The organism is Belliella kenyensis (assembly GCF_022549675.1).
In the GTDB taxonomy this organism is placed as follows: Bacteria; Bacteroidota; Bacteroidia; order Cytophagales; family Cyclobacteriaceae; genus Belliella; species Belliella kenyensis.
The window spans coordinates 16,303-35,826 of the sequence record NZ_JAKZGR010000016.1; the positions used below are offsets into that span (position 1 = coordinate 16,303).

The following is a 19,524-nucleotide window of genomic DNA, read 5'->3' on the forward strand; positions in this document are numbered from 1 at the left end:
AAATTAATCATGCTAATCAATAATCACGAAAATTAAGAATGAAGGAAGGTCTGAAGTCACAGTATTTATGGGCACTGTTCCTTCTTGGATTGTTTCTTTTGAACTATCCCATGATGGCAATATATGATATACCAAGCAGATGGCTTGGTATACCTGTACTCTACTTTTGTGTATTCAGTATTTGGATTGGTCTTATCGTGCTGACCTTCATCATCATCAAGAGAAGCAAAAAAGATGTTTAGCAACCTTATCATCATCTTCTTTACCTTCGGCTATTTGGCTTTGCTTTTTGCTATAGCTTGGTTTTCAGAACTGAAAGCCAAGCAAGGCAAAAGGCTGTCCAACCATCCAGCGATTTATGCATTGACTTTGGCTGTATACTGTACCGTATGGACCTATTATGGATCGGTAGGAAGAGCAGCTACTAATGGACTAGAGTTTTTGACCATTTACATAGGCCCTAGTCTGATAGCTCCCTTATGGTGGCTGATCATGAGGAAGATCATCCGAATATCAAAAGTACAGCGGATCTCCTCTATAGCCGATTTCATTTCCAGCAGGTATGGGAAAAATATCACCTTAGGTGGAGTAGTGACCGTGGTGTGTCTTCTTGGTGTATTACCTTATACTTCGATTCAAATCAAAGGGGTAGCAAGTTCTTTTGAGATTCTTCAAGGTGCTTCAAGTATTGCTCTTTTGCAAGTTGTACCATTCTATCAAGATACTGCATTCTATTTGGCTATAGGGCTAGCATTGTTTACAGTGCTTTTTGGTACAAGAGATATCGAAGCCACTGCACAGCATGAAGGCATGGTCATGGCCGTAGCATTTGAATCTATTTTCAAACTGCTAGCCTTTTTGGTGGTGGGGATATTTGTAAGCTTTTTCGTATTTGATGGAGTTGTTGAGATTTTTGATCAAGCAGAAAAAGCTGGTCTAAGTACGCTTTTTCAGATGAAGGGAGATGGAAGCCCAACGGAATGGTTCTGGATGTCCGCCCTATCCATGATGGCCATATTATTTCTGCCCAGACAGTTTCAAATGAGTGTGATCGAAAACTCAAATGAACGACATATTGATACAGCGATGTGGCTCTTCCCATTGTATCTCTTGCTGATTAATTTGTTTGTGATGCCAATAGCCCTCGGGGGATTGGTCTACTTTCCATCTGGGAGTTTTGAAGCGGATACCTTCGTCCTTGCATTTCCTATAGCATTTGATCAGAAATGGTTAGCATTGTTGGTTTTTCTTGGAGGTTTTTCGGCAGCTACAGGGATGATCATCGTTTCGACGATAGCATTGAGCACCATGGTGAGCAACAACTTAGTGATGCCTGCCTTATTATTGAGTAAGCATTTTCAAGCAAGAAATCAGCACCAACTAGGGAAAATCTTGATTTGGACTCGTAGATTAGCCATTTTCGGCATTATTCTAGCGGCTTATCTTTATTATAGGCATGTGGCTGGGCAATTCACCTTGGTCAGCATAGGTTTGATTTCCTTTGTGGCCATTGCCCAGTTTGCTCCAGCTATCATAGGAGGTATATTCTGGAAAAGAGGAGCTAGAGTAGGTGCCTTGGCAGGAATTATTGGAGGATTTATCATTTGGTTCTATACCTTAGTGATACCTACTATGATTACAACTGGTTATATTGATGAATCCCTGATGACCGAAGGCCTTCTTGGAATAGGATGGTTAAAGCCACATGGACTGCTCGGGTTCGAGGACTTGAGTTACATCACTCATGGATTGTTCTTCAGTCTTTCGATCAATGTAATGTTATACGGGACATTAAGCCTCCTGGCAAATCAAAGCTCAAAGGAACACAATCAGGCAGCGGTCTTTGTTGATATCTTCAAGCACAGCGAGACAATGGATGATGTTGTGATTTGGAAGGGTCAAGCCTACCTCTATGATTTGAAGAGATTGCTCAGCAGTTTCATTGGAAAAGAGCGAACAGATCAAGTTTTGGAGGAATTTGAAAAGAGTACGGGCAAAAGCTTAAACCAAAATGAAATGGTAGACCCTGCATTGGTCAATTATTCCGAAAGGCTTTTGTCAGGAATCATTGGGGCTGCCTCTGCGCGCATCATGGTATCGTCAGTAGTGAAAGAAGAGGAGATTACGATGGATGAAGTATTGGGCATCCTCAAAGAGACGCAAGAGCTCAAATCATTGAATAACGAACTCAATGCCAAAAGTCAAGCCTTAAAGAAGGCTACAGAAGAGCTCCAAGACCTCAATCAAACACTTCGCCTAAATGATATGCTGAAGGACGAATTCATTTCTACAGTCACTCACGAAATGAAAACCCCGATTACTTCTATTCGGGCATTTTCGGAAATCCTACTTGAAGAAGAAGGAAGTCTGTCTCAAGATGAAAGCAGAAAATTCTTAGACATCATCATACAGGAAACCAATAGAATGACCAGACTAATCGATCAAGTCCTTGACTTGGAAAGGTTTGACTCTGGAAAGCAGGAATTGAACTTAGAAAATGTAGCAGTAAAGTCAATCTTGATGCAAGCGGTAAATAGCATAGCTCAAGTTATCAAAGAAAAAGGACTTAAATTAACAGTCGCTATTGAATTGGAAAATATAGAAATGATAATGGATCAAGATCGAATCACACAAGTCATCTTGAATCTCATGTCAAATGCTTCAAAATTTGCCCAAAGAGACATTTATTTTCAAGCAAAGATCAATCAAGATCAATTGATAGTGACAATCAAAGATGATGGCAAAGGAATACCAGAGGAAGAAGTCCCATTCATTTTCGACAAGTTTTTCCAAGCTAAAAACCAAACGAGTAAAAAGCCAATAGGTAGTGGACTTGGATTAGCGATTTGTAAAAAGATTATAACATATCATCAAGGAAATATAAAAGTAGAGAGATTGGATGGCATGACATGTTTTGAATTCAGCATACCCATACAATTTCAACAAACTCAAATAAAAACCAATGAACAAAATTCTAATAGTAGATGACGAACCCAACATTCTGCTCTCTTTAGAATACCTATTCAAAAAAGAGGGATTCACGGTTTACATAGCACGAGATGGAGAAGAAGCCATGGAGATCATCGATGTGGATCTTCCAGAAATAGTGATCTTAGACATCATGATGCCTAAAGTAGATGGCTATGAAGTTTGTAAATATATCAAAGAAAAAAACGAAGCAGTCAAAGTCGTATTCTTGACAGCTAAAAGCAAAATTCAAGACATTGAAAAAGGGCTTGAAACTGGTGCTGATTTATACTTAACCAAGCCATTTACCAACAAGGATTTGATCACAAAGGTGAGGAATCTAATCAATTGACATTACTTACAAATCTAAGGTTTGTTTGGAGTGAATATTAGAAAATTGACATGCTAAAGCATAAATCAACCATTAATAAAACATTGAAATAAAACGAAAATCACATAATCAACTCATCAAAATAACCAAAACTATGAGCGACAGAATTCACACCCTTAGTGGGTATTTTCATGAATATCAAAAATCAGTAACCCAACCAGAAGAATTTTGGGCAAGAATAGCAGACTCATTTCATTGGAAAAAGCGCTGGGACAAGGTGCTAGACTGGAACTTTGAAGAACCAGATGTGAAATGGTTTGTCAATGCCAAACTCAACATCACTGAAAATATCCTAGAGCGTCACCTTTACACCATAGGAGATAGACCAGCTATCATCTGGGAGCCCAATGACCCAAATGAAGAAGGTCGTACTTTGACATACAAGGAATTGTATAAAGAGGTATGTAAATTTTCAAACGTGCTCCAAGAGAAAGGAATCAAAAAAGGGGATAGGGTTATCATCTATATGCCTATGATTCCAGAAGCTGCCATTGCAATGCTTGCTTGTGCCAGAATAGGAGCTGTACATTCTGTAGTTTTCGCTGGATTCAGTTCTTCCTCACTGGCTGATAGAATCGAAGATTGTAAAGCGAAAGCTGTACTAACTTCAGATGGAAATTTCAGAGGAAGTAAAAAAATTGCTGTCAAAGCAGTAGTAGATGAAGCCCTTGAAAAAGCGACAGTGGACACGGTGATTGTATATCAAAGAACTCATCAAGAAGTTAGCATGAAATCAGGAAGGGATTTCTGGTGGCATGAACTTGTCGAAGGAGTCTCTGAACAGCATGAAGCGGTAGAGACTGATAGTGAAGATATGCTATTCATCCTTTACACTTCTGGGTCTACAGGAAAACCAAAGGGTGTAGTACATACCGTGGGGGGATATATGGTTTATACCAAGTATTCATTCGAAAACGTCTTTCAGTATACACCAGGAGATGTATATTGGTGTACAGCTGACGTAGGATGGATTACAGGTCACTCTTATATTGTCTATGGGCCACTTTTGGCAGGGGCAACTACTTTGATGTTTGAGGGAGTTCCTACTTTTCCAGATGCAGGTAGATTTTGGTCTGTAGTAGAAAAGCACCAAGTAAATCAGTTCTACACAGCGCCTACAGCAATCCGTGCGCTACAAGCACACGGTACAGAGCCTATTGAACCATACGACTTGAGTTCGCTCAAGGTACTCGGGTCAGTTGGAGAACCGATCAATGAAGAAGCATGGAATTGGTATCATACACACGTCGGAAAATCTAGGTGCCCTATCGTAGATACCTGGTGGCAAACAGAAACTGGCGGAATCCTAGTTTCACCAATCGCAGGGATCACACCTACCAAGCCAGCTTACGCTACACTTCCCCTCCCAGGTATTCAGCTCTGCATTGTAGATGCAGAAGGCAATGAACTGAAAGGCAACTCTGTAGAAGGCAACTTATGTGTGAAATTCCCATGGCCCAGCATGATAAGAACAACCTATGGAGATCATGAAAGGTGCAAGCAAACTTACTTCTCCACTTACAAAGGTATGTACTTCACAGGTGATGGTGTCAAAAGAGATCACGATGGCTACTACAGAATACTGGGAAGAGTGGATGATGTGATCAATGTATCTGGACACCGTATGGGTACCGCAGAGGTGGAAAACGCTATCAATGAGCACCCACTGGTAGTGGAGTCAGCTGTGGTAGGCTACCCTCATGAGGTAAAAGGCCAGGGAATCTATGCCTATGTAATCTGTGACATGAAAAATAGGACAGAGGAGAACCTCACCAATGAGATCAAAGATACAGTATCAAAAATCATCGGCCCGATTGCTAAGCCTGACAAAATCCAAATTGTCTCTGGACTTCCTAAGACTAGATCTGGAAAAATCATGCGAAGGATTTTGAGAAAAGTAGCAGAAGGAACTGTAGACAACCTAGGTGATACCTCTACCTTACTGGATCCAGAAGTAGTTCAAGAAATCATAGAAGGCAGGCAATAAATCAGGTATAAGTTACGCAATTTGTGATTTACATATGCCTTCGGCGATAAATTATAGTACACCTACAGGCTGAAATAAAAGTATCAGAATAAACATATTTCAATTTGTTAAAATATTGCTATAATGTTTCACCGAAGGCTTATTTCTACATTATTTCCATCTTTTCTCTACCATATTCCTAATATATATCAAGTTCAAACCATAAGAGCTTAATTTTGCATTCTATAGCAATGAAATAAAACATGTCCAACGTAATCTTCAATAGAGTTAAGGAGTTCTTGAATCGTTTTCCTCCATTTCATTTTCTGGATAGTGCCACACTACTTGCTGTAGCACAAGTAGTGGAGGTTCGATACTTTTCAGCAGGTGAAAGACTTTTCCAAAAAGGTGATCCAGCACAAGATTATTTCTTTGTACTAAGAGAAGGTTCCGTTCACTTGATCGATCATGAGGACGGGAAAGACATCATTGTGGAGGTGTGTGATGAAGGTGATGTATTTGGTGTATTGGCCTTACTAGGCAAACGTCCCTACATACTACAAGCTTTGGCTAAAGAGGATAGTTTAGTATATGCTATTCCTGTAAGTACATTTGATAAAATTTTGCAAGAAAATAGTCGAGTGAGTCTATATTTTGCTGCTGGATTTGCATCTGGGCAAGTAGTAGTTAGGCGAGATTTGTCTCAGGTACAAAAAGCAAGAAGTGAATTCAAAGAAATTTCCCAGGACAATGGACTGATGATATTTACAGGTCAATCCGATATGAAGTTTTCGGAGGATGTCCTTTGTGTCCAGCAGGGCACAAGTATAAGACAAGCGACTATCGCAATGTCTGACAAAGGAGTGGGCTCTGTAGTGATCACAGATGCGAAACAGTTTCCAGTGGGAATTATAACAGACAAAGATATAAGAAATAGGGTGGTTGCAGCTGGGTTAGGATATGATGTACTCGTCGAGTCAGTAATGACTACACCAGTGATCACGAGAAGAAAAGATGCAGGTTTTGCGCCACTATACCTTACCATGATCAAAAATAGGCTTCATCACTTGATATTCACAGAAGATGGTAGTGATCAGAGTCCTGTGACAGGCATCTTATCTGATCATGACATCTTACTTTCTCAAGGCAATAGCCCAGCAGTTTTGATCAATGCACTGATGAACACTTGGGAAGTAAGCGAAATGGCTCAAGTGAGAAATAGAGCCGAGCGACTACTGAAGTATTATTTGGAAAATGAAATTGGGATGGAGTTCATCGCCAACATCATTTCAGAGATCAATGACATCATCATCCAAAGGGCTGTTCAAATCGCCAAAAAGAAATATGATGAAGCTCATCCAGAAGCTTCAAAAGTTAAATTTTGCTTTCTTTCCTTAGGAAGTGAAGGTCGAGAAGAGCAGCTACTGAGGACTGACTTGGACAATGCAATTGTCTATGAAGATGTCCCCGCTGATCAAGCAGAAGCTGTTCAAGCATACATGCTTCAAATAGGCAACGAAGTGATTGATATCCTTCTGCATTGTGGGTTTGAGCCCTGTCCAGGCGATATGATGGCCAACAATCCCAAATGGTGTCAATCCTTGAGCCAATGGAAGCAGTATTTTTCAGATTGGATACTGATTCCTGATCAGAAGGCCTTGATGCATGCCACCATATTTTTTGACTATAGGCCTGTGTATGGACACAAGGCCCTGTCAGATGCCATGACAGATCATATTTACCAAGAAATAGCTGGGAAATCTGTTTTTCTCAATTTCCTGGCAAAAAATGCATTGCTAAACCCCGCGCCATTGGGATTCTTTAAGAACTTTATAGTAGAAAAAAGTGGTGAACATCGAGACAAGTTTGACATCAAACTCAGGGCAATGATGCCTTTAGCCGACTTAGGTAGATTGCTTGTCCTTAGTCATAGGGTCGTGGGAATCAACAATACTTTTAGACGATTTGAAAAAATTGCAACCCTAGAACCTCAGCACAAAGAACTCATGCTAGAGGCTGGCAAGGCCTATGAGATTCTCATGCGCATGCGTGCCATTGAAGGGCTTAAGTCTGGTTCGTCTGGAAGATACATACAGCCAGATGCTCTGGGAAAGCTCCAAAGACAATTACTCAAAAATGCTTTTGCTCCTATAGATGAGCTTCAGCGTATCATGAGCGTCAGGTTTCAAATGGAATACTTCAACAGGTGATATGGGATTCTTAGATTTTATATTCAGAAATAAGCCTAGCAAATCTAACTTTGTAGTGCAGTATGAGAAGTTTATGATCAAAAAACAGGCAGAATTTACTCCTATAGATCAGTTGAACTTTACGATTTTGGACACTGAGACTACTGGATTAGATATTAAGAAAGACTATATAGTCTCTTTCGGTGCTGTCAAAATGAAAGGCTATAGACTCAATCTAGAACAGTCTTGGGAAGTATACCTAGATGCTCCATTGCAAAATGAAGCTTCACTGAAAGTTCATGAAATCCTCTATCCCATTGAGATTTCTCCTCTCAAAGACTTTGCAGCAGATTTGTTGAAATACATTGATAGAGATATTATCGTAGGTCACCATATAGGCTTTGATTTGGGAATGTTGGAAAAGATATTGAAAAGCTTTGGCCTAAAACAAATCCTCAACCCTATTTTAGATACACAAGCATTGGCTATAAGACTAGAACAAGGACCACACTTTGACCGCAGGCTCATGAGAAAAGGAGAATATGCTTTGGATGCACTCTGTGAGCGTTATGGCATACCACTCGATGACAGGCACACAGCTTCGGGAGATGCTTTTCTCACTGCTCAACTTCTCATGAAGCTATTGAAACTTGCAGAGAAGAAGGGTATTAAGAACTTTAAAGACTTGATGATGGTATACTGATGCTAGAAGTGCATTGGAGTTTTTACTATGAACCACAATGCATGATCAAATTAACCTAACAGCGTCCAACCGATGAATTTACGTTTAAAAGCCAATTACTATTCACTAAAACAACTGTGGTGCAAACTGGCTTAGGTATACCCTCCAATTTCTCCAAATATGTCCTCCTTCACTTTCTACATAGGTATATGACATATCAATCCCATCTAGCAATTTCTTAAACTCCTGGTTGGCATCGTATAAGAAGTCTGTTTTGCCTATCGCGATCCAATATAGCTTGTATCCATTATCACGCTGTACTTTTAAGGTCCCTTCGATATCTTTATATACTTTTCCTGTGGCATCTTCTCGCGGCATAATGGCTGCAGAATATAGACCAATAAAATCGAAAGTGTCAGGAAAAAACCTAGAAACATGCATTGTATGAAACCCTCCCATTGATAGACCAGCTATGGCACGATGAGACTTTTGAGGAACAGTTCGATAGTTTTTGTCTATGAAATTTACAATTTCCATGAAATTCTCCTCATAGGTACCATCCATGGTCTTTGGTATCATGAACTGTGGCTTATAGAACCCTAGCGTGCCTTCTCCAGGTGCTGCATCTTGAATCACATTACCGTTTGGCATGACTACAATCATGGGTTTTGCTTTACCCTGTTGGATTAGGTTATCCATGATTTGAGCTGTCCTTCCTAAAGAAATCCATGCCTCTTCATCACCTCCCGCACCGTGTAAAAGGTACAATACAGGATATTTCTCAGCAGAAGACTCATACCCTGGTGGAGTATATACAGTCAGTCTTCTTTCCATTAGCAATCCATCTGAAGGATACCATCTTTTAGCCACAGTTCCATGAGGGACTTTTTGTACCCTATACAAATCAGCATGAGCACCTTCGATGATAAATATATTGGTAACAGAAGCCACATCTCTTATCAGAAATGGATTGTTGGGATCTGTAGCTGGCAAGCCATCTACAAGGAAAGAGTAGCTATAAAGTTCTGGTTGTAATTTACCTGATTTGAATTCCCAGACGCCATTTTCTTTTTTAGTAAGTTCCGATTTGCCTGGACTATCTACTTTGCCCATCGGTGATTCTACTTTTTCTGTAGGCAAAAAATCTCCGGTAATCTCAACTTTTTCCGCATTAGGAGCATAAAATCTAAAGGTAACTACATCCCCTTCGATCTCGGGAGAGGTTAATTGCCCTGCACGAAAGATCGCTTCTTGGGCCGAGAGACTAGTGATTGTAAGGAAGAAAAACAGCTTGGCAAGTAATGTCTTTTTCATCAATTTCGGGTTTTGATTGAGCAACTAATTTACGGCTATATCCATGAAAATCGTAAAAGTATTTTCAATTCCTGCAAATATGATTCAACAAAAAAGGAGCAAGCTCAAAAGCTTACTCCCTGACTGTATGATGATCTAAAGGATTTACGACAAAATTTATAGAAATTATTCTCGAAGCAATTTTCAGCACGCCCTTTTTAGCCAACACGCTCAAATATCCTTCTGAAGCTACATGCCTCTGCAAGTTTGCCATGCAATTCGGAAATTGGCACTCGCTCTTGCTCTGTAGTATCTCTGTGCCTGATCGTCACGGTATTGTCTTCTAGTGTCTGATGATCCACAGCGATACAATATGGTGTGCCTATCAAGTCTTGTCGGGTATATCTCTTACCGATCGACGCTGCATCTTCATAGATGATATTGAAATCATACTTCAATGCTTCAAAGATTTCCTTTCCTTTTTCAGGAAGCCCATCCTTTTTGGTCAATGGTAAAATTGCTGCTTTCACCGGAGCGATTGCAGGGTGGAATTTCAAGTAGGTACGTTTTTTCCCCTCCACTTCTTCATCCACAAATGCATTGCAAAGCGTCATCAAAAACAACCTATCTGCTCCAATTGAAGTCTCAATGACATATGGAATATAATTCTGATTGATTTCAGGATCAAAGTATTGTTGCTTCTTTTTAGAGAACTCCTGATGACTCTTCAAGTCAAAGTCTGTTCTCGAGTGAATACCCTCTACTTCTTTGAAGCCGAATGGAAATTGGTACTCGATATCCATTGCAGCATTGGCATAATGTGCCAACTTCTCGTGATCGTGTCTTCTTAGCTTATCCTGCGGCACTCCAAGTGCCAAGTGCCAATTCATTCTGGTATCAGACCAAGCTTTGTACCAATCAAGTTCAGATCCAGGGCGTACAAAGAATTGCATTTCCATTTGCTCAAACTCCCGCATTCTGAAGATAAACTGTCGCGCTACGATTTCATTTCTAAAGGCTTTTCCAATCTGTGCAATACCGAAAGGCACTTTCATACGTGCTGTTTTCTGTACATTCAGAAAGTTGACGAAAATACCTTGTGCTGTCTCTGGTCTCAAATAGATCGTAGAAGCATCTTCTGCTACAGATCCTACTTGTGTAGAAAACATCAAGTTGAACTGTCTTACATCTGTCCAGTTACTTGTACCAGAGATAGGACATTTGATGTCCTCTTGAATGATCAAGTCCCTTACGCCAGCCAAATCTTCTGCTTCAAGCAATCTCCCCATGGCTTGGAGCAAGTTTTGAGCACGATCTATATCACCAGCATTTTCATAAGAGGCAGCTTTCTCTTCTATCAACACATCCGCTCTATACCTTTTCTTAGAATCTTTGTTATCGATCATTGGGTCGTTGAAACTATCCACGTGACCAGAAGCTTTCCAAGTAGTAGGGTGCATAAAAATCGCCGCATCTATCCCTACGATATTCTCGTTGAGACGAGTCATCGTCTCCCACCAGAGTCTCTTAAGGTTGTTTTTCAACTCCACACCATAGGCACCATAATCATACACTGCCTGCAGTCCATCATAAATCTCAGATGAAGGGTACACAAATCCATACTCTTTGGCATGGGAAATAATATCTTTCAGTTGAGCATTCTCTGCTCCTTGTTCGTTTTTTGCCATAGGCGCAAAAATAAATAAACTTCTTGATAAGTAGGCGAAGAAATTGGCTTTTGGAACAGCTTATCAAAATTCTTTTGAAATGCTTGTCATATAATGAGTAAATTTATTCACCAACATGTAGTTATGACATCAAAGGAATTGGAAGTTTTGATCAAAGCGCATCACAGAGAAGCATTTCTCTGGTCTAGGCAATGCTGTGGTTTTGATACCTCACTTGCTGAAGACATACTTCAACATGCTTATCTCAAGGTATTGGAAGGAAAAGCAAAATTCGGTCATCAATCCAGTCCAAAAACATGGCTTTTTGCAGTGATCAGGTTTACAGCTATGGAATGGCTACGCAAAACAAACCACACTCAAACATTGGATGGTGTAGAAGTAGAAGATATAGAGCCTGATAGGCCAGTTGAAAGTCAAGAAGATATGCTCAATCTTCTCCCTAGCCGACAAAAGGAAGTGCTGCTATTGGTCTTCTATCATCAGATGACCATCGAAAAAGCTGCCGAAATCATGGAAGTAAGCTTAGGCACTGCAAGAACGCACTATGAGAGAGCAAAGAAGAGTTTGAAGGTATTAATTGAAAAGAAACATGAAAATGCTAGATAAAGAGGAAAAGGAGTTGGAGTTGTTCTTTTCCGAATTGAAATCAAAAGACCAAGGTATCTCTACTCCAGCCTTGCCTGCTTTCAAAGCTAAATCTTACAAAATATGGCGATGGATACCCGCCGGCATAGCTGCAGCACTTGTCGCAGCCATCTGGATGGGTACAAGTGACAAAAAGGATGAAACATTGGCAAAAGATGTGATCATCATTTCCCTGATAGAAGATGAAAACCAAAAACAACAGCTGATCATAGAGACCACCTCTTCCATGGATATTTGGGAATCTCCTACAGCTTCATTATTAGAACTAAACTAACAACAACATGAAAAATTTGATCACCATATACTTTCTGCTTCTTGCTGGAATAGCACAAGGGCAAGATTTGTTTCAGGGCACGCTATTTTCTGCTGACCATATCATGAAAAACAGGGACAAAATATCCCTTACTGATCAACAAGCAGATAAAATTAAAGCAATCCATGGCAAAAACGCTGGGGAATTCAGTACACTAAAATGGGACCTAGATGCAGAGAATGAAAAGCTCAAAAAAATGCTTCAAGAACCAAAGATCAACACAGATGCTGCATCAAAACAAATGGACAAAATCCTGAACTTGGAGACCCAACTGAAGAAAAAGCAGTTCACTAACTTACTGGCAATCAGAGGTGAGCTCAATGATAGCCAAACAAAGTCACTTGCTGATCTCAACAAGTCAGTCTTATCCTTTAAAGCAAGTGGGACAGACAACAACACGGCAAATAACAATTCGGGCACTAGCATTAAGCTCAGTGGAAAGTCCACCCTTTCGCCAGAAAACAAACCCCTATTTGTAATAGTCGAAAATGGTAAGGAAACATTTGTGAAAGACATTGATCAATATGACCCAAATGAAATAGAGTCCATTTCAGTCCATAAAGATGCTAATGCAATCAATCTTTATGGTTCTAGGGCAGCAAATGGAGTAATTGTGATCACTTTGAAAAAGAAGTAAAACTATGTAGGCTACAAAAAGTCGGATTTGAGTAAGATGGGGGTGTACCAATGAAGGCAATTGAATTATTAGTACAATTTTGTAAACTCAATGTTCACGGCAAAGAATTAGAAGGCTACGTGAAGGACGCTAAGGGGAATTGATTTCATCAAAGCACAGAATCTCCTTTGCGTCCTTTACGAAAACTTTGTGGCCTCTGCGGTTAATCTTTTGTATGAAAGAAAACCAAGAAAACATCCACTATACATATGCAGGTTTCCATACCCCTACCCATCTTTGCGCCTCTGCGTGCAAAAAAATCCAACTAACTTCACAGAATCTACAATAGAACAAACCTCCGATCCACCATAGCAGACCGAAGGTTCTATTGATTTAATCTTAGCGACCTCTGCACCTTTGCGTTCTTTGCAAGAGGAAAAAAAGAATCAAATAATTTAAAAATAGAAATAAATGAAGGCCGTAATTTTACAACCTTCATTCACAAAAACTGTATTTCAGATGCTTATTTGAGACTCCCCTTGTTCCAGTTGAACGGTAGCCCCATTTCAAACTGCACAGAAAAGTAAGGAAATGAATCCTTTGGAGGACTACCAAGGTTTGTGAAATAAGACTCCCAAGGGTAGTTACCTGTAGGTATTCTGTATGCAAACTTCAACCTAAATAAGCCTGTAGATTCTACCCAATGTTCTGCCAGGTCAACCCCAAACCCTACCAAAATACCTTCCGAAAAATGCTGAAGGTTCATGGAAGTACCTGGGTTTTGTAGCAAATTCCCTATATCATCAGGTTCTATCTCCTTAGACAATATAAGGTTGGTATCAGTCAAAGAGATTCCTATCAATGGGTAAAATGTGAATGAACCCTTCCTGAACAAATGATACTGCAGAAAGATATTTGCAGTAAGAGGAGTTCGGTTTATTTGTGAGTTCAATTGATCAATGTAAACCGTTTGTGATCCAACCAAAGCATTAATCCCTGTTTCAAAACGCTTCATTCTGTAGGAAACGCCAATCCCATAATTGAAACTACCACGAGGGATATAGGGATACCAATTCTCTACCAACAATGAGTTCAGGTTACTTGGACTAGATATCATGAATGACGGTATGATCAAAGATACACTAAACCCTCTATCTAAATCAGGTCCATCTCTGACGGTATTCCAAAAGGATTCTTGCGCAATTGATGAAAATGATATCAGAAGCGCAATGAATGATAAAATTGTTTTTTTCATATTACCAAGCGACTTTAACTGCTGCATAAATTGACTCTTTTCCTAATCCCTTCCATTCCTCGTCCCACTTTTGGACAGCCCCAATCATTCCTTTACCCAAACCATATGTTAATGCTGCATACATTTTACCCCCTGCTACCGTGGTTTTAGTTGTTACTGCTGCCAACCCCGCTTTATGACCTAAATATAGACTTTTCAATTTAATGGCAGGAACAGCAAGTCCAACAGTATAGACTACTGCAACTGTAATTGCAGCTACTAATAAGGTTCTAACTAAAGCTCTTCCAAACCTTGTTCTTATAAATCCATTTTCAAGTGTAGTAGGATCTTGCAGAATTAAAGAAAGTTCATCGGTAATCTCATCGAATACATAAAATGCATCTGATAAATCGCCTCTATCAGTTGTCGAAAGATTAGTGTCAGATTTAATAATGTTCCCCCTACTTTTACAAATGGTCTTCAACTCATTTCTAACCTGATTTTCAGACATAAAACCCTTCTCATATCTATCAGCAATTTGATTCATTGCATTTTCAAACTGATCAATATGCATTCTTACTCTAGGACTCAAACTACTTTTGTCTAACACTGCTTCATTTGCAAGCACATTCCCTTGAAAGGGGGCATCCCATGAAGTTTCTGGAATTACATTGAAAAAAGAATCACTGGTATTAAACCCTTGGGCTATATCCCCAATATACCTCTCTATCCTTTTCTCACTATCATAAATCGATCTAAAATTTTTGCCCTTTTTGGAATTTCTTGCTTCCTCCTCATAAGATCTAGTGGCTTTATTGACCGCTCCCAAAAACACGAGCCTGTCAAACTTTTGTTCTACACTTTCAGGTTCCTTCGCCAGTGGCTCCTCTTTTAGCTCTTGACAAGATGCGAAAAACAACAATCCAACCATCATAAAAACAGTCAAGCTGTTTGACCCTAATCTGCTTACAAAATTAAATCTGTAATGTTCTGTAATGTTCTGTAATGTTCTGTAATGTTCTCGTAATTAAAATTTGTTTTTGATTAAAGAATAAGTATAAAATAATGTTTTATTAAGTAAATAAAACATTATTAAAAAAATCAATTCATAAATAAAAAAATATTGAATTTTTCATTTAAGAGCTGAATGTGGTGGGCTATTTGGTGAAGCTCTATCCTTCAATAGCTCTATCAAGGTTGTAAACAAAACCAAGGAAATTCTCGAACTTAAGAAAAATCACAATGTAAAGAAGCGGAAGAAATGAGATAATTAGACAGCCGATAACTAACTCAAAATAAATAGGTTAAAGTTTTCAAATGCTTCTATGTAATTACAATATTTGACCAACGTCTTGCCTTCCAACGATAGCCATGATCTCCACAACCTCACTATTTATATTAAAATAAATAGTGTCTGATCCACACACGCAACGCCTATATCCCTTTTTTATGTGATCTATTGCTTCAAATGAATAGGGTCTTTCAGCTATCGCATCAAAACAAATAAATAAGGAATTAAAATACTTATCAGCTTGAATCGTCCCAAAATTTCTAACTCCATAGTGATGAATTCTGATCAAATCTTCTTTAGCAGCTTGACTAAGTTTATATCTTGCCATTGAGCCTTGATTTTGACTCTTCAAGAATCTGATCTTTAGTGTTTTCGGTAAAACCGCTTTTCTCCGCCAAATCCAATTTTTTTCTAACCCAATCTATCTGTGCTTGCTGATTTCTTGCCTGTCTGATTAAATCATTCACCAATTCACTTTTGCTACTGTACTCCTTGCTATCCACTTGGGATTTCAACCATTCATCATTCGGTTCTGTCAAACTGATACTTTGTCTGTTCATGATCTATCTATTTGGTGCGAATTTACACCATTTTTGAACCAATTCAAATAAATAAAAGTAATTACTTAAATCCACTTTTTCTAATTGAAACTAAAAAACTAATAATCTTGCCAATTGAAAATTGGCAAGATCGTATATGTAATTATTTACATCATGGTAGATTCCTCTTCTCAGCATGATATTTCTCATCACAAAACAAGGTGTTTCAATCCAATATGTAACTTAATCCCTAACCTGACCGATATAGTTTTTGTTATTCCTAACATTTTGGTAATTGGTAGAAAAAAAGAAATCAGCCTTTATCCAGTCGAGAACTTTTCCAAAGTTTCGAACTTTGGAAAAGTTTACTCCCAGATACTCACTTTATAGCCAATCTCACTAACTGATTTGTTTCTGGTTTTATTTTGGTGATAGTCCTTATTTCAAATCCTCTTCTGTGATCTCAAAGACAAACTTTTGGTAATGTTTTCTATTGACTACCAATAACCAACTATCCCTATCATCCACATTGTATATATTCTTTCCAGGAGATTCTGGATAATAGGTTTTTTTGACTATATTGTTTACTTGGACTTGTATAGAATCAAAATAATCATATGAAAGAGACCAACCACCCCTATCACATTCACTTAGCTGAGTAAATGAAGTATTTGAATCTATCTCATAACTAAAAGATTCCTCTCTACCTTCAAACAAAATTAAAATTAAATCATTTTCTGTTTCATTTTCAATTAAATAAAGAACACAATTATCTTTTCTACAAGAAGTTAGGACTAGAATAATTAATATATAAAACTTTTTCATACTTTTTCCTTTCAATTATAATAATACGCTTCAAATAAATTATTCACTGCCTGCTGCTGTTGATTTCCATTGTTTTGAAGCAACCTGGTCCTAAAGCCCTGCACTGTCTCGACGCCCGGACGCAATGCCCCAAAGATTTGACTGATCGTGTAACCACTTGCATCATCCGTAAATCCAGATCTGACAAGATCCACATTGGTATCAGTTAAGTCAAATAGGAGAACTTTTCCAAAGTTTCGAACTTTGGAAAAGTTTACTCCCAGATACTCACTTTATAGCCAATCTCACCAACTGATTTGTTTCTGGTTTTATTTTGGTATTATTCCTCAATTCAAATCCTCTTCTGTGATCTCAAAGACAAACTTTCTGTAGTATTTTTTACTCTCAGATATTCTCCATGAATCTTGATCTTGAGTGTTGAAAATATTTTTCCCAGGACTATCTGGATAATAGGTTTTTTTGACTATGTTATCAACTATTAAATGAATAGAGTCACTTGTTATCTCCAGAATGGTTGGTGAACTCCCAATATCGCACCTTGAAAGTTGATTCTTAAAGGATCTCGAATTAATTTCTTGGTCAATAAAATTAGATTGATCATGTGAACGTAAAATTATATTTGAATTCAATTTATTTTCAATCAAATAATCTACACATGAATTTGGATCGCAGCTATACAAACCCAAAATAATAATACTTAACACTAAAATTTTTATCGCTTTCATATCTTTTCCTTTCAATTATAAAAATAAGCTTCAAAAAGATGATTCACCGCCTGCTGCTGTTGATTTCCATTGTTTTGAAGCAACCTGGTCCTAAAGCCCGGCACTGTCTCGACGCCCGGACGTAGTGCCACAAAGATTTGACTTATAGAATAACCACTTGCATCATCCGTAAATCCAGATCTGACAAGATCCACATTGGTATCAGTTAAGTCAAGTAGGAGAACTTTTCCAAAGTTTCGAACTTTGGAAAAGTTTACTCCCAGATAACCACTTTATAGCCAATCTCACTAACTGATTTGTTTCTGGTTTTATTTTGGTATTATTCCTCAATTCAAATCCTCTTCTGTGATCTCAAAGACAAACTTTCTGTAGTATTTTTTACTCTCAGATATTCTCCATGAATCTTGATCTTGAGTGTTGAAAATGTTTTTCCCAGGACTATCTGGATAATAGGTTTTTACAACGACATCGGAAATTTTTATTTGAATTGAATCTATCATGAAATATTCAAACCTCCAAGAATTTCCCAAAGCACAATTGCTTTCCTGATTATAATAGCTATTGGAATTTATTTCAACAAAGCTTTCTTTTTGAGTTTTTTCAAAACTAAAAAAATAAATTTCTAAATTTTCTTTTGTAGTATTTTTGATAAGATAATCATCACATGATTCTGGATCACAAGCAAACAAGCTTAGAACCAAAATAGTCAACGAAACAAGTTTTATCTCTTTCATATCTACTCCTTTTAATTATAATAATACGCTTCAAATAAAATATTCACTGCCTGCTGCTGATTGCCGTTATTTTGCAACAATCTATTCCTGAAACCCTGTACTGTTTCCACTCCTGAACGTAATGCCCCGAATATTTGGCTGACTGTATATCCGCTTACATCATCCGTAAATCCAGATCTGATAAGATCCGCATTGGTATCAGTTAAGTCAAATAGGAGAACTTTTCCAAAGTTTCGAACTTTGGAAAAGTTTACTCCCAGATACTCACTTTATAGCCAATCTCACTAACTGATTTGTTTCTGGTTTTATTTTGGTGATAGTCCTTATTTCAAATCCTCTTCTGTGATCTCAAAGACAAACTTTTGGTAATGCTTTCTATTGACTTCTAATATCCAAGTATCCCTATCGTCCACATTGTATATATTCTTTCCAGGAGAATCTGGATAATAGGTTTTCAAGACTAAGTCATTTATTCTGACTTGAATCGAATCAAAAATCTCATATGAAAGATACCGATGACCAACATCACAAATCATAAATTCTACTAATGTGGAGTTTGATTTAATTTCAGTATTTCGGCGTTCAGTACCTTCTTCAAATAAAACTAAATTCAAATCTTTTTCTGTTTGATTTTCAATCAAATAGTCTACGCAATTATCTTTTACACAAGAAGTTAGCGCGAGCAAGATTAATACTACTATTTTTTTCATGATCTCAGTTATCAATTATAATAATAAGCTTCAAATAAATTGTTCACATCCTGCTGCTGATGGTTTCCATTGTTTTGAAGCAACCTGGTCCTAAAGCCCTGCACTGTCTCGACGCCCGGACGTAGTGCCACAAAGATTTGACTTATAGAATAACCACTTGCATCATCCGTAAATCCAGATCTGACAAGATCCACATTGGTATCAGTTAAGTCAAGTAGGAGAACTTTTCCAAAGTTTCGAACTTTGGAAAAGTTTACTCCCAGATACTCACTTTATAGCCAATCTCACTAACTGATTTGTTTCTGGTTTTATTTTGGTGATAGTCCCTACTTCAAATCCTCTTCTGTGATCTCAAAGACAAACTTTTGGTAATGTTTTCTATTGACTACCATTAACCAAGTATCCCTATCGCCCACATTGTATATATTCTTTCCAGGAGAATCTGGATAATAGGTTTTAACGATTATATCATTGACTTTTAATTGAATTGAGTCAATAGGTTCATATGTAATTGAATTTATATACGACTCACAAATACTTAATTCGCTAAAAACACCATTTGAAAGGATTTCGATATTGCGATATTCAAAACCTTCTTCAAATAAAATTAAATTCAAATCATTTTCTGTTTGATTTTCAATCAAATAGTCTACGCAATTATCTTTTATACAAGAAGTTAGAGCGAGCAAGATTAATACTACTATTTTTTTCATGAT

Annotated in this window: 23 protein-coding genes; 9 read left to right on the forward strand and 14 right to left on the reverse strand. The window is 38.0% G+C overall.

Going from position 1 to position 19,524, the window contains the following annotated elements; translation table 11 throughout:
• Window positions 1-38 precede the first annotated feature (38 nt).
• The 6 genes from MM214_RS15520 to MM214_RS15545 all read left to right on the forward strand — a co-directional run bounded on the left by MM214_RS15520 (window position 39) and on the right by MM214_RS15545 (window position 8,216).
• Window positions 39-242: a hypothetical protein gene (locus MM214_RS15520; protein WP_241296762.1), complete on the forward strand. Its 204-nt coding sequence runs from the start codon at window positions 39-41 to the stop codon at window positions 240-242.
• Complete coding sequence (locus MM214_RS15525; RefSeq protein WP_241296764.1) at window positions 235-2,988, forward strand: ATP-binding protein; 2,754 nt, start codon at window positions 235-237, stop codon at window positions 2,986-2,988. Before MM214_RS15520 ends, MM214_RS15525 begins: the two co-directional genes overlap by 8 nt.
• On the forward strand, window positions 2,963-3,319 hold the full coding sequence (locus MM214_RS15530; protein ID WP_241296766.1) for a response regulator transcription factor: 357 nt from the start codon (window positions 2,963-2,965) through the stop codon (window positions 3,317-3,319). The genes MM214_RS15525 and MM214_RS15530 overlap by 26 nt, the downstream gene beginning before the upstream one ends.
• Before the next feature lie 88 nt (window positions 3,320-3,407).
• Window positions 3,408-5,345: an acetate--CoA ligase gene (acs, locus tag MM214_RS15535; RefSeq protein WP_290295109.1), complete on the forward strand. Its 1,938-nt coding sequence runs from the start codon at window positions 3,408-3,410 to the stop codon at window positions 5,343-5,345.
• Between the two features lie 242 nt (window positions 5,346-5,587).
• The gene (locus tag MM214_RS15540) at window positions 5,588-7,534 is read left to right on the forward strand and encodes a DUF294 nucleotidyltransferase-like domain-containing protein (protein WP_241296770.1); all 1,947 of its coding nucleotides are present in this window, start codon (window positions 5,588-5,590) and stop codon (window positions 7,532-7,534) included.
• 1 nt (window position 7,535) lies between these two features.
• Complete coding sequence (locus tag MM214_RS15545) at window positions 7,536-8,216, forward strand: 3'-5' exonuclease (protein ID WP_241296772.1); 681 nt, start codon at window positions 7,536-7,538, stop codon at window positions 8,214-8,216.
• Between the two features lie 105 nt (window positions 8,217-8,321).
• Here the strand turns inward: MM214_RS15545 and MM214_RS15550 are convergent, their stop codons facing one another.
• Both MM214_RS15550 and MM214_RS15555 read right to left on the reverse strand, forming a co-directional pair.
• Window positions 8,322-9,509 (reverse strand): esterase, encoded by a 1,188-nt coding sequence (locus tag MM214_RS15550; RefSeq protein WP_241296774.1) that lies wholly within the window; start codon window positions 9,507-9,509, stop codon window positions 8,322-8,324.
• 197 nt (window positions 9,510-9,706) lie between these two features.
• Window positions 9,707-11,176 (reverse strand): glycine--tRNA ligase, encoded by a 1,470-nt coding sequence (locus tag MM214_RS15555; protein WP_241296776.1) that lies wholly within the window; start codon window positions 11,174-11,176, stop codon window positions 9,707-9,709.
• Window positions 11,177-11,299: 123 nt separating this feature from the next.
• Here MM214_RS15555 and MM214_RS15560 point away from each other — a divergent pair, with 123 nt between their 5' ends.
• From MM214_RS15560 to MM214_RS15570, 3 genes are read left to right on the forward strand one after another with little or no spacing between them, the layout of a single operon-like run.
• On the forward strand, window positions 11,300-11,782 hold the full coding sequence (locus tag MM214_RS15560; RefSeq protein WP_241296778.1) for an RNA polymerase sigma factor: 483 nt from the start codon (window positions 11,300-11,302) through the stop codon (window positions 11,780-11,782).
• Window positions 11,766-12,095 carry a hypothetical protein gene (locus MM214_RS15565; protein ID WP_241296779.1) on the forward strand — a complete coding sequence of 110 codons (330 nt, stop codon included), beginning with the start codon at window positions 11,766-11,768 and terminating at the stop codon, window positions 12,093-12,095. The genes MM214_RS15560 and MM214_RS15565 overlap by 17 nt, the downstream gene beginning before the upstream one ends.
• A 7-nt stretch (window positions 12,096-12,102) precedes the next feature.
• Window positions 12,103-12,771, forward strand: a complete 669-nt coding sequence (locus MM214_RS15570; protein WP_241296781.1) for a Spy/CpxP family protein refolding chaperone — start codon at window positions 12,103-12,105, stop codon at window positions 12,769-12,771.
• Window positions 12,772-13,273: 502 nt separating this feature from the next.
• Here MM214_RS15570 and MM214_RS15575 read toward each other — a convergent pair.
• The 12 genes from MM214_RS15575 to MM214_RS15630 all read right to left on the reverse strand — a co-directional run bounded on the left by MM214_RS15575 (window position 13,274) and on the right by MM214_RS15630 (window position 19,521).
• The gene (locus tag MM214_RS15575; protein WP_241296783.1) at window positions 13,274-14,005 is read right to left on the reverse strand and encodes a hypothetical protein; all 732 of its coding nucleotides are present in this window, start codon (window positions 14,003-14,005) and stop codon (window positions 13,274-13,276) included.
• A gap of 1 nt (window position 14,006) precedes the next feature.
• A complete protein-coding gene (locus tag MM214_RS15580; RefSeq protein WP_241296785.1) occupies window positions 14,007-14,918 on the reverse strand; it encodes a hypothetical protein in 912 nt (303 codons plus the stop codon).
• A gap of 397 nt (window positions 14,919-15,315) precedes the next feature.
• Window positions 15,316-15,603, reverse strand: a complete 288-nt coding sequence (locus tag MM214_RS15585; RefSeq protein ID WP_241296787.1) for a type II toxin-antitoxin system RelE/ParE family toxin — start codon at window positions 15,601-15,603, stop codon at window positions 15,316-15,318.
• On the reverse strand, window positions 15,590-15,835 hold the full coding sequence (locus tag MM214_RS15590) for a ribbon-helix-helix domain-containing protein (RefSeq protein ID WP_241296789.1): 246 nt from the start codon (window positions 15,833-15,835) through the stop codon (window positions 15,590-15,592). Before MM214_RS15590 ends, MM214_RS15585 begins: the two co-directional genes overlap by 14 nt.
• A 417-nt stretch (window positions 15,836-16,252) precedes the next feature.
• On the reverse strand, window positions 16,253-16,639 hold the full coding sequence (locus tag MM214_RS15595; protein ID WP_241296791.1) for a hypothetical protein: 387 nt from the start codon (window positions 16,637-16,639) through the stop codon (window positions 16,253-16,255).
• Between the two features lie 11 nt (window positions 16,640-16,650).
• Window positions 16,651-16,833, reverse strand: coding sequence for a hypothetical protein (locus MM214_RS15600; RefSeq protein WP_241296793.1), 183 nt, complete (start codon window positions 16,831-16,833; stop codon window positions 16,651-16,653).
• A gap of 132 nt (window positions 16,834-16,965) precedes the next feature.
• Window positions 16,966-17,364, reverse strand: coding sequence for a hypothetical protein (locus MM214_RS15605; RefSeq protein WP_241296794.1), 399 nt, complete (start codon window positions 17,362-17,364; stop codon window positions 16,966-16,968).
• 11 nt (window positions 17,365-17,375) lie between these two features.
• Window positions 17,376-17,558: a hypothetical protein gene (locus MM214_RS15610; RefSeq protein ID WP_241296796.1), complete on the reverse strand. Its 183-nt coding sequence runs from the start codon at window positions 17,556-17,558 to the stop codon at window positions 17,376-17,378.
• A gap of 132 nt (window positions 17,559-17,690) precedes the next feature.
• Window positions 17,691-18,098, reverse strand: coding sequence for a hypothetical protein (locus tag MM214_RS15615; protein WP_241296798.1), 408 nt, complete (start codon window positions 18,096-18,098; stop codon window positions 17,691-17,693).
• 323 nt (window positions 18,099-18,421) lie between these two features.
• Window positions 18,422-18,808 carry a hypothetical protein gene (locus MM214_RS15620; protein WP_241296800.1) on the reverse strand — a complete coding sequence of 129 codons (387 nt, stop codon included), beginning with the start codon at window positions 18,806-18,808 and terminating at the stop codon, window positions 18,422-18,424.
• A gap of 11 nt (window positions 18,809-18,819) precedes the next feature.
• Window positions 18,820-19,002: a hypothetical protein gene (locus MM214_RS15625; protein ID WP_241296802.1), complete on the reverse strand. Its 183-nt coding sequence runs from the start codon at window positions 19,000-19,002 to the stop codon at window positions 18,820-18,822.
• 132 nt (window positions 19,003-19,134) lie between these two features.
• Window positions 19,135-19,521: a hypothetical protein gene (locus MM214_RS15630; RefSeq protein WP_241296804.1), complete on the reverse strand. Its 387-nt coding sequence runs from the start codon at window positions 19,519-19,521 to the stop codon at window positions 19,135-19,137.
• Window positions 19,522-19,524: the final 3 nt, after the last annotated feature.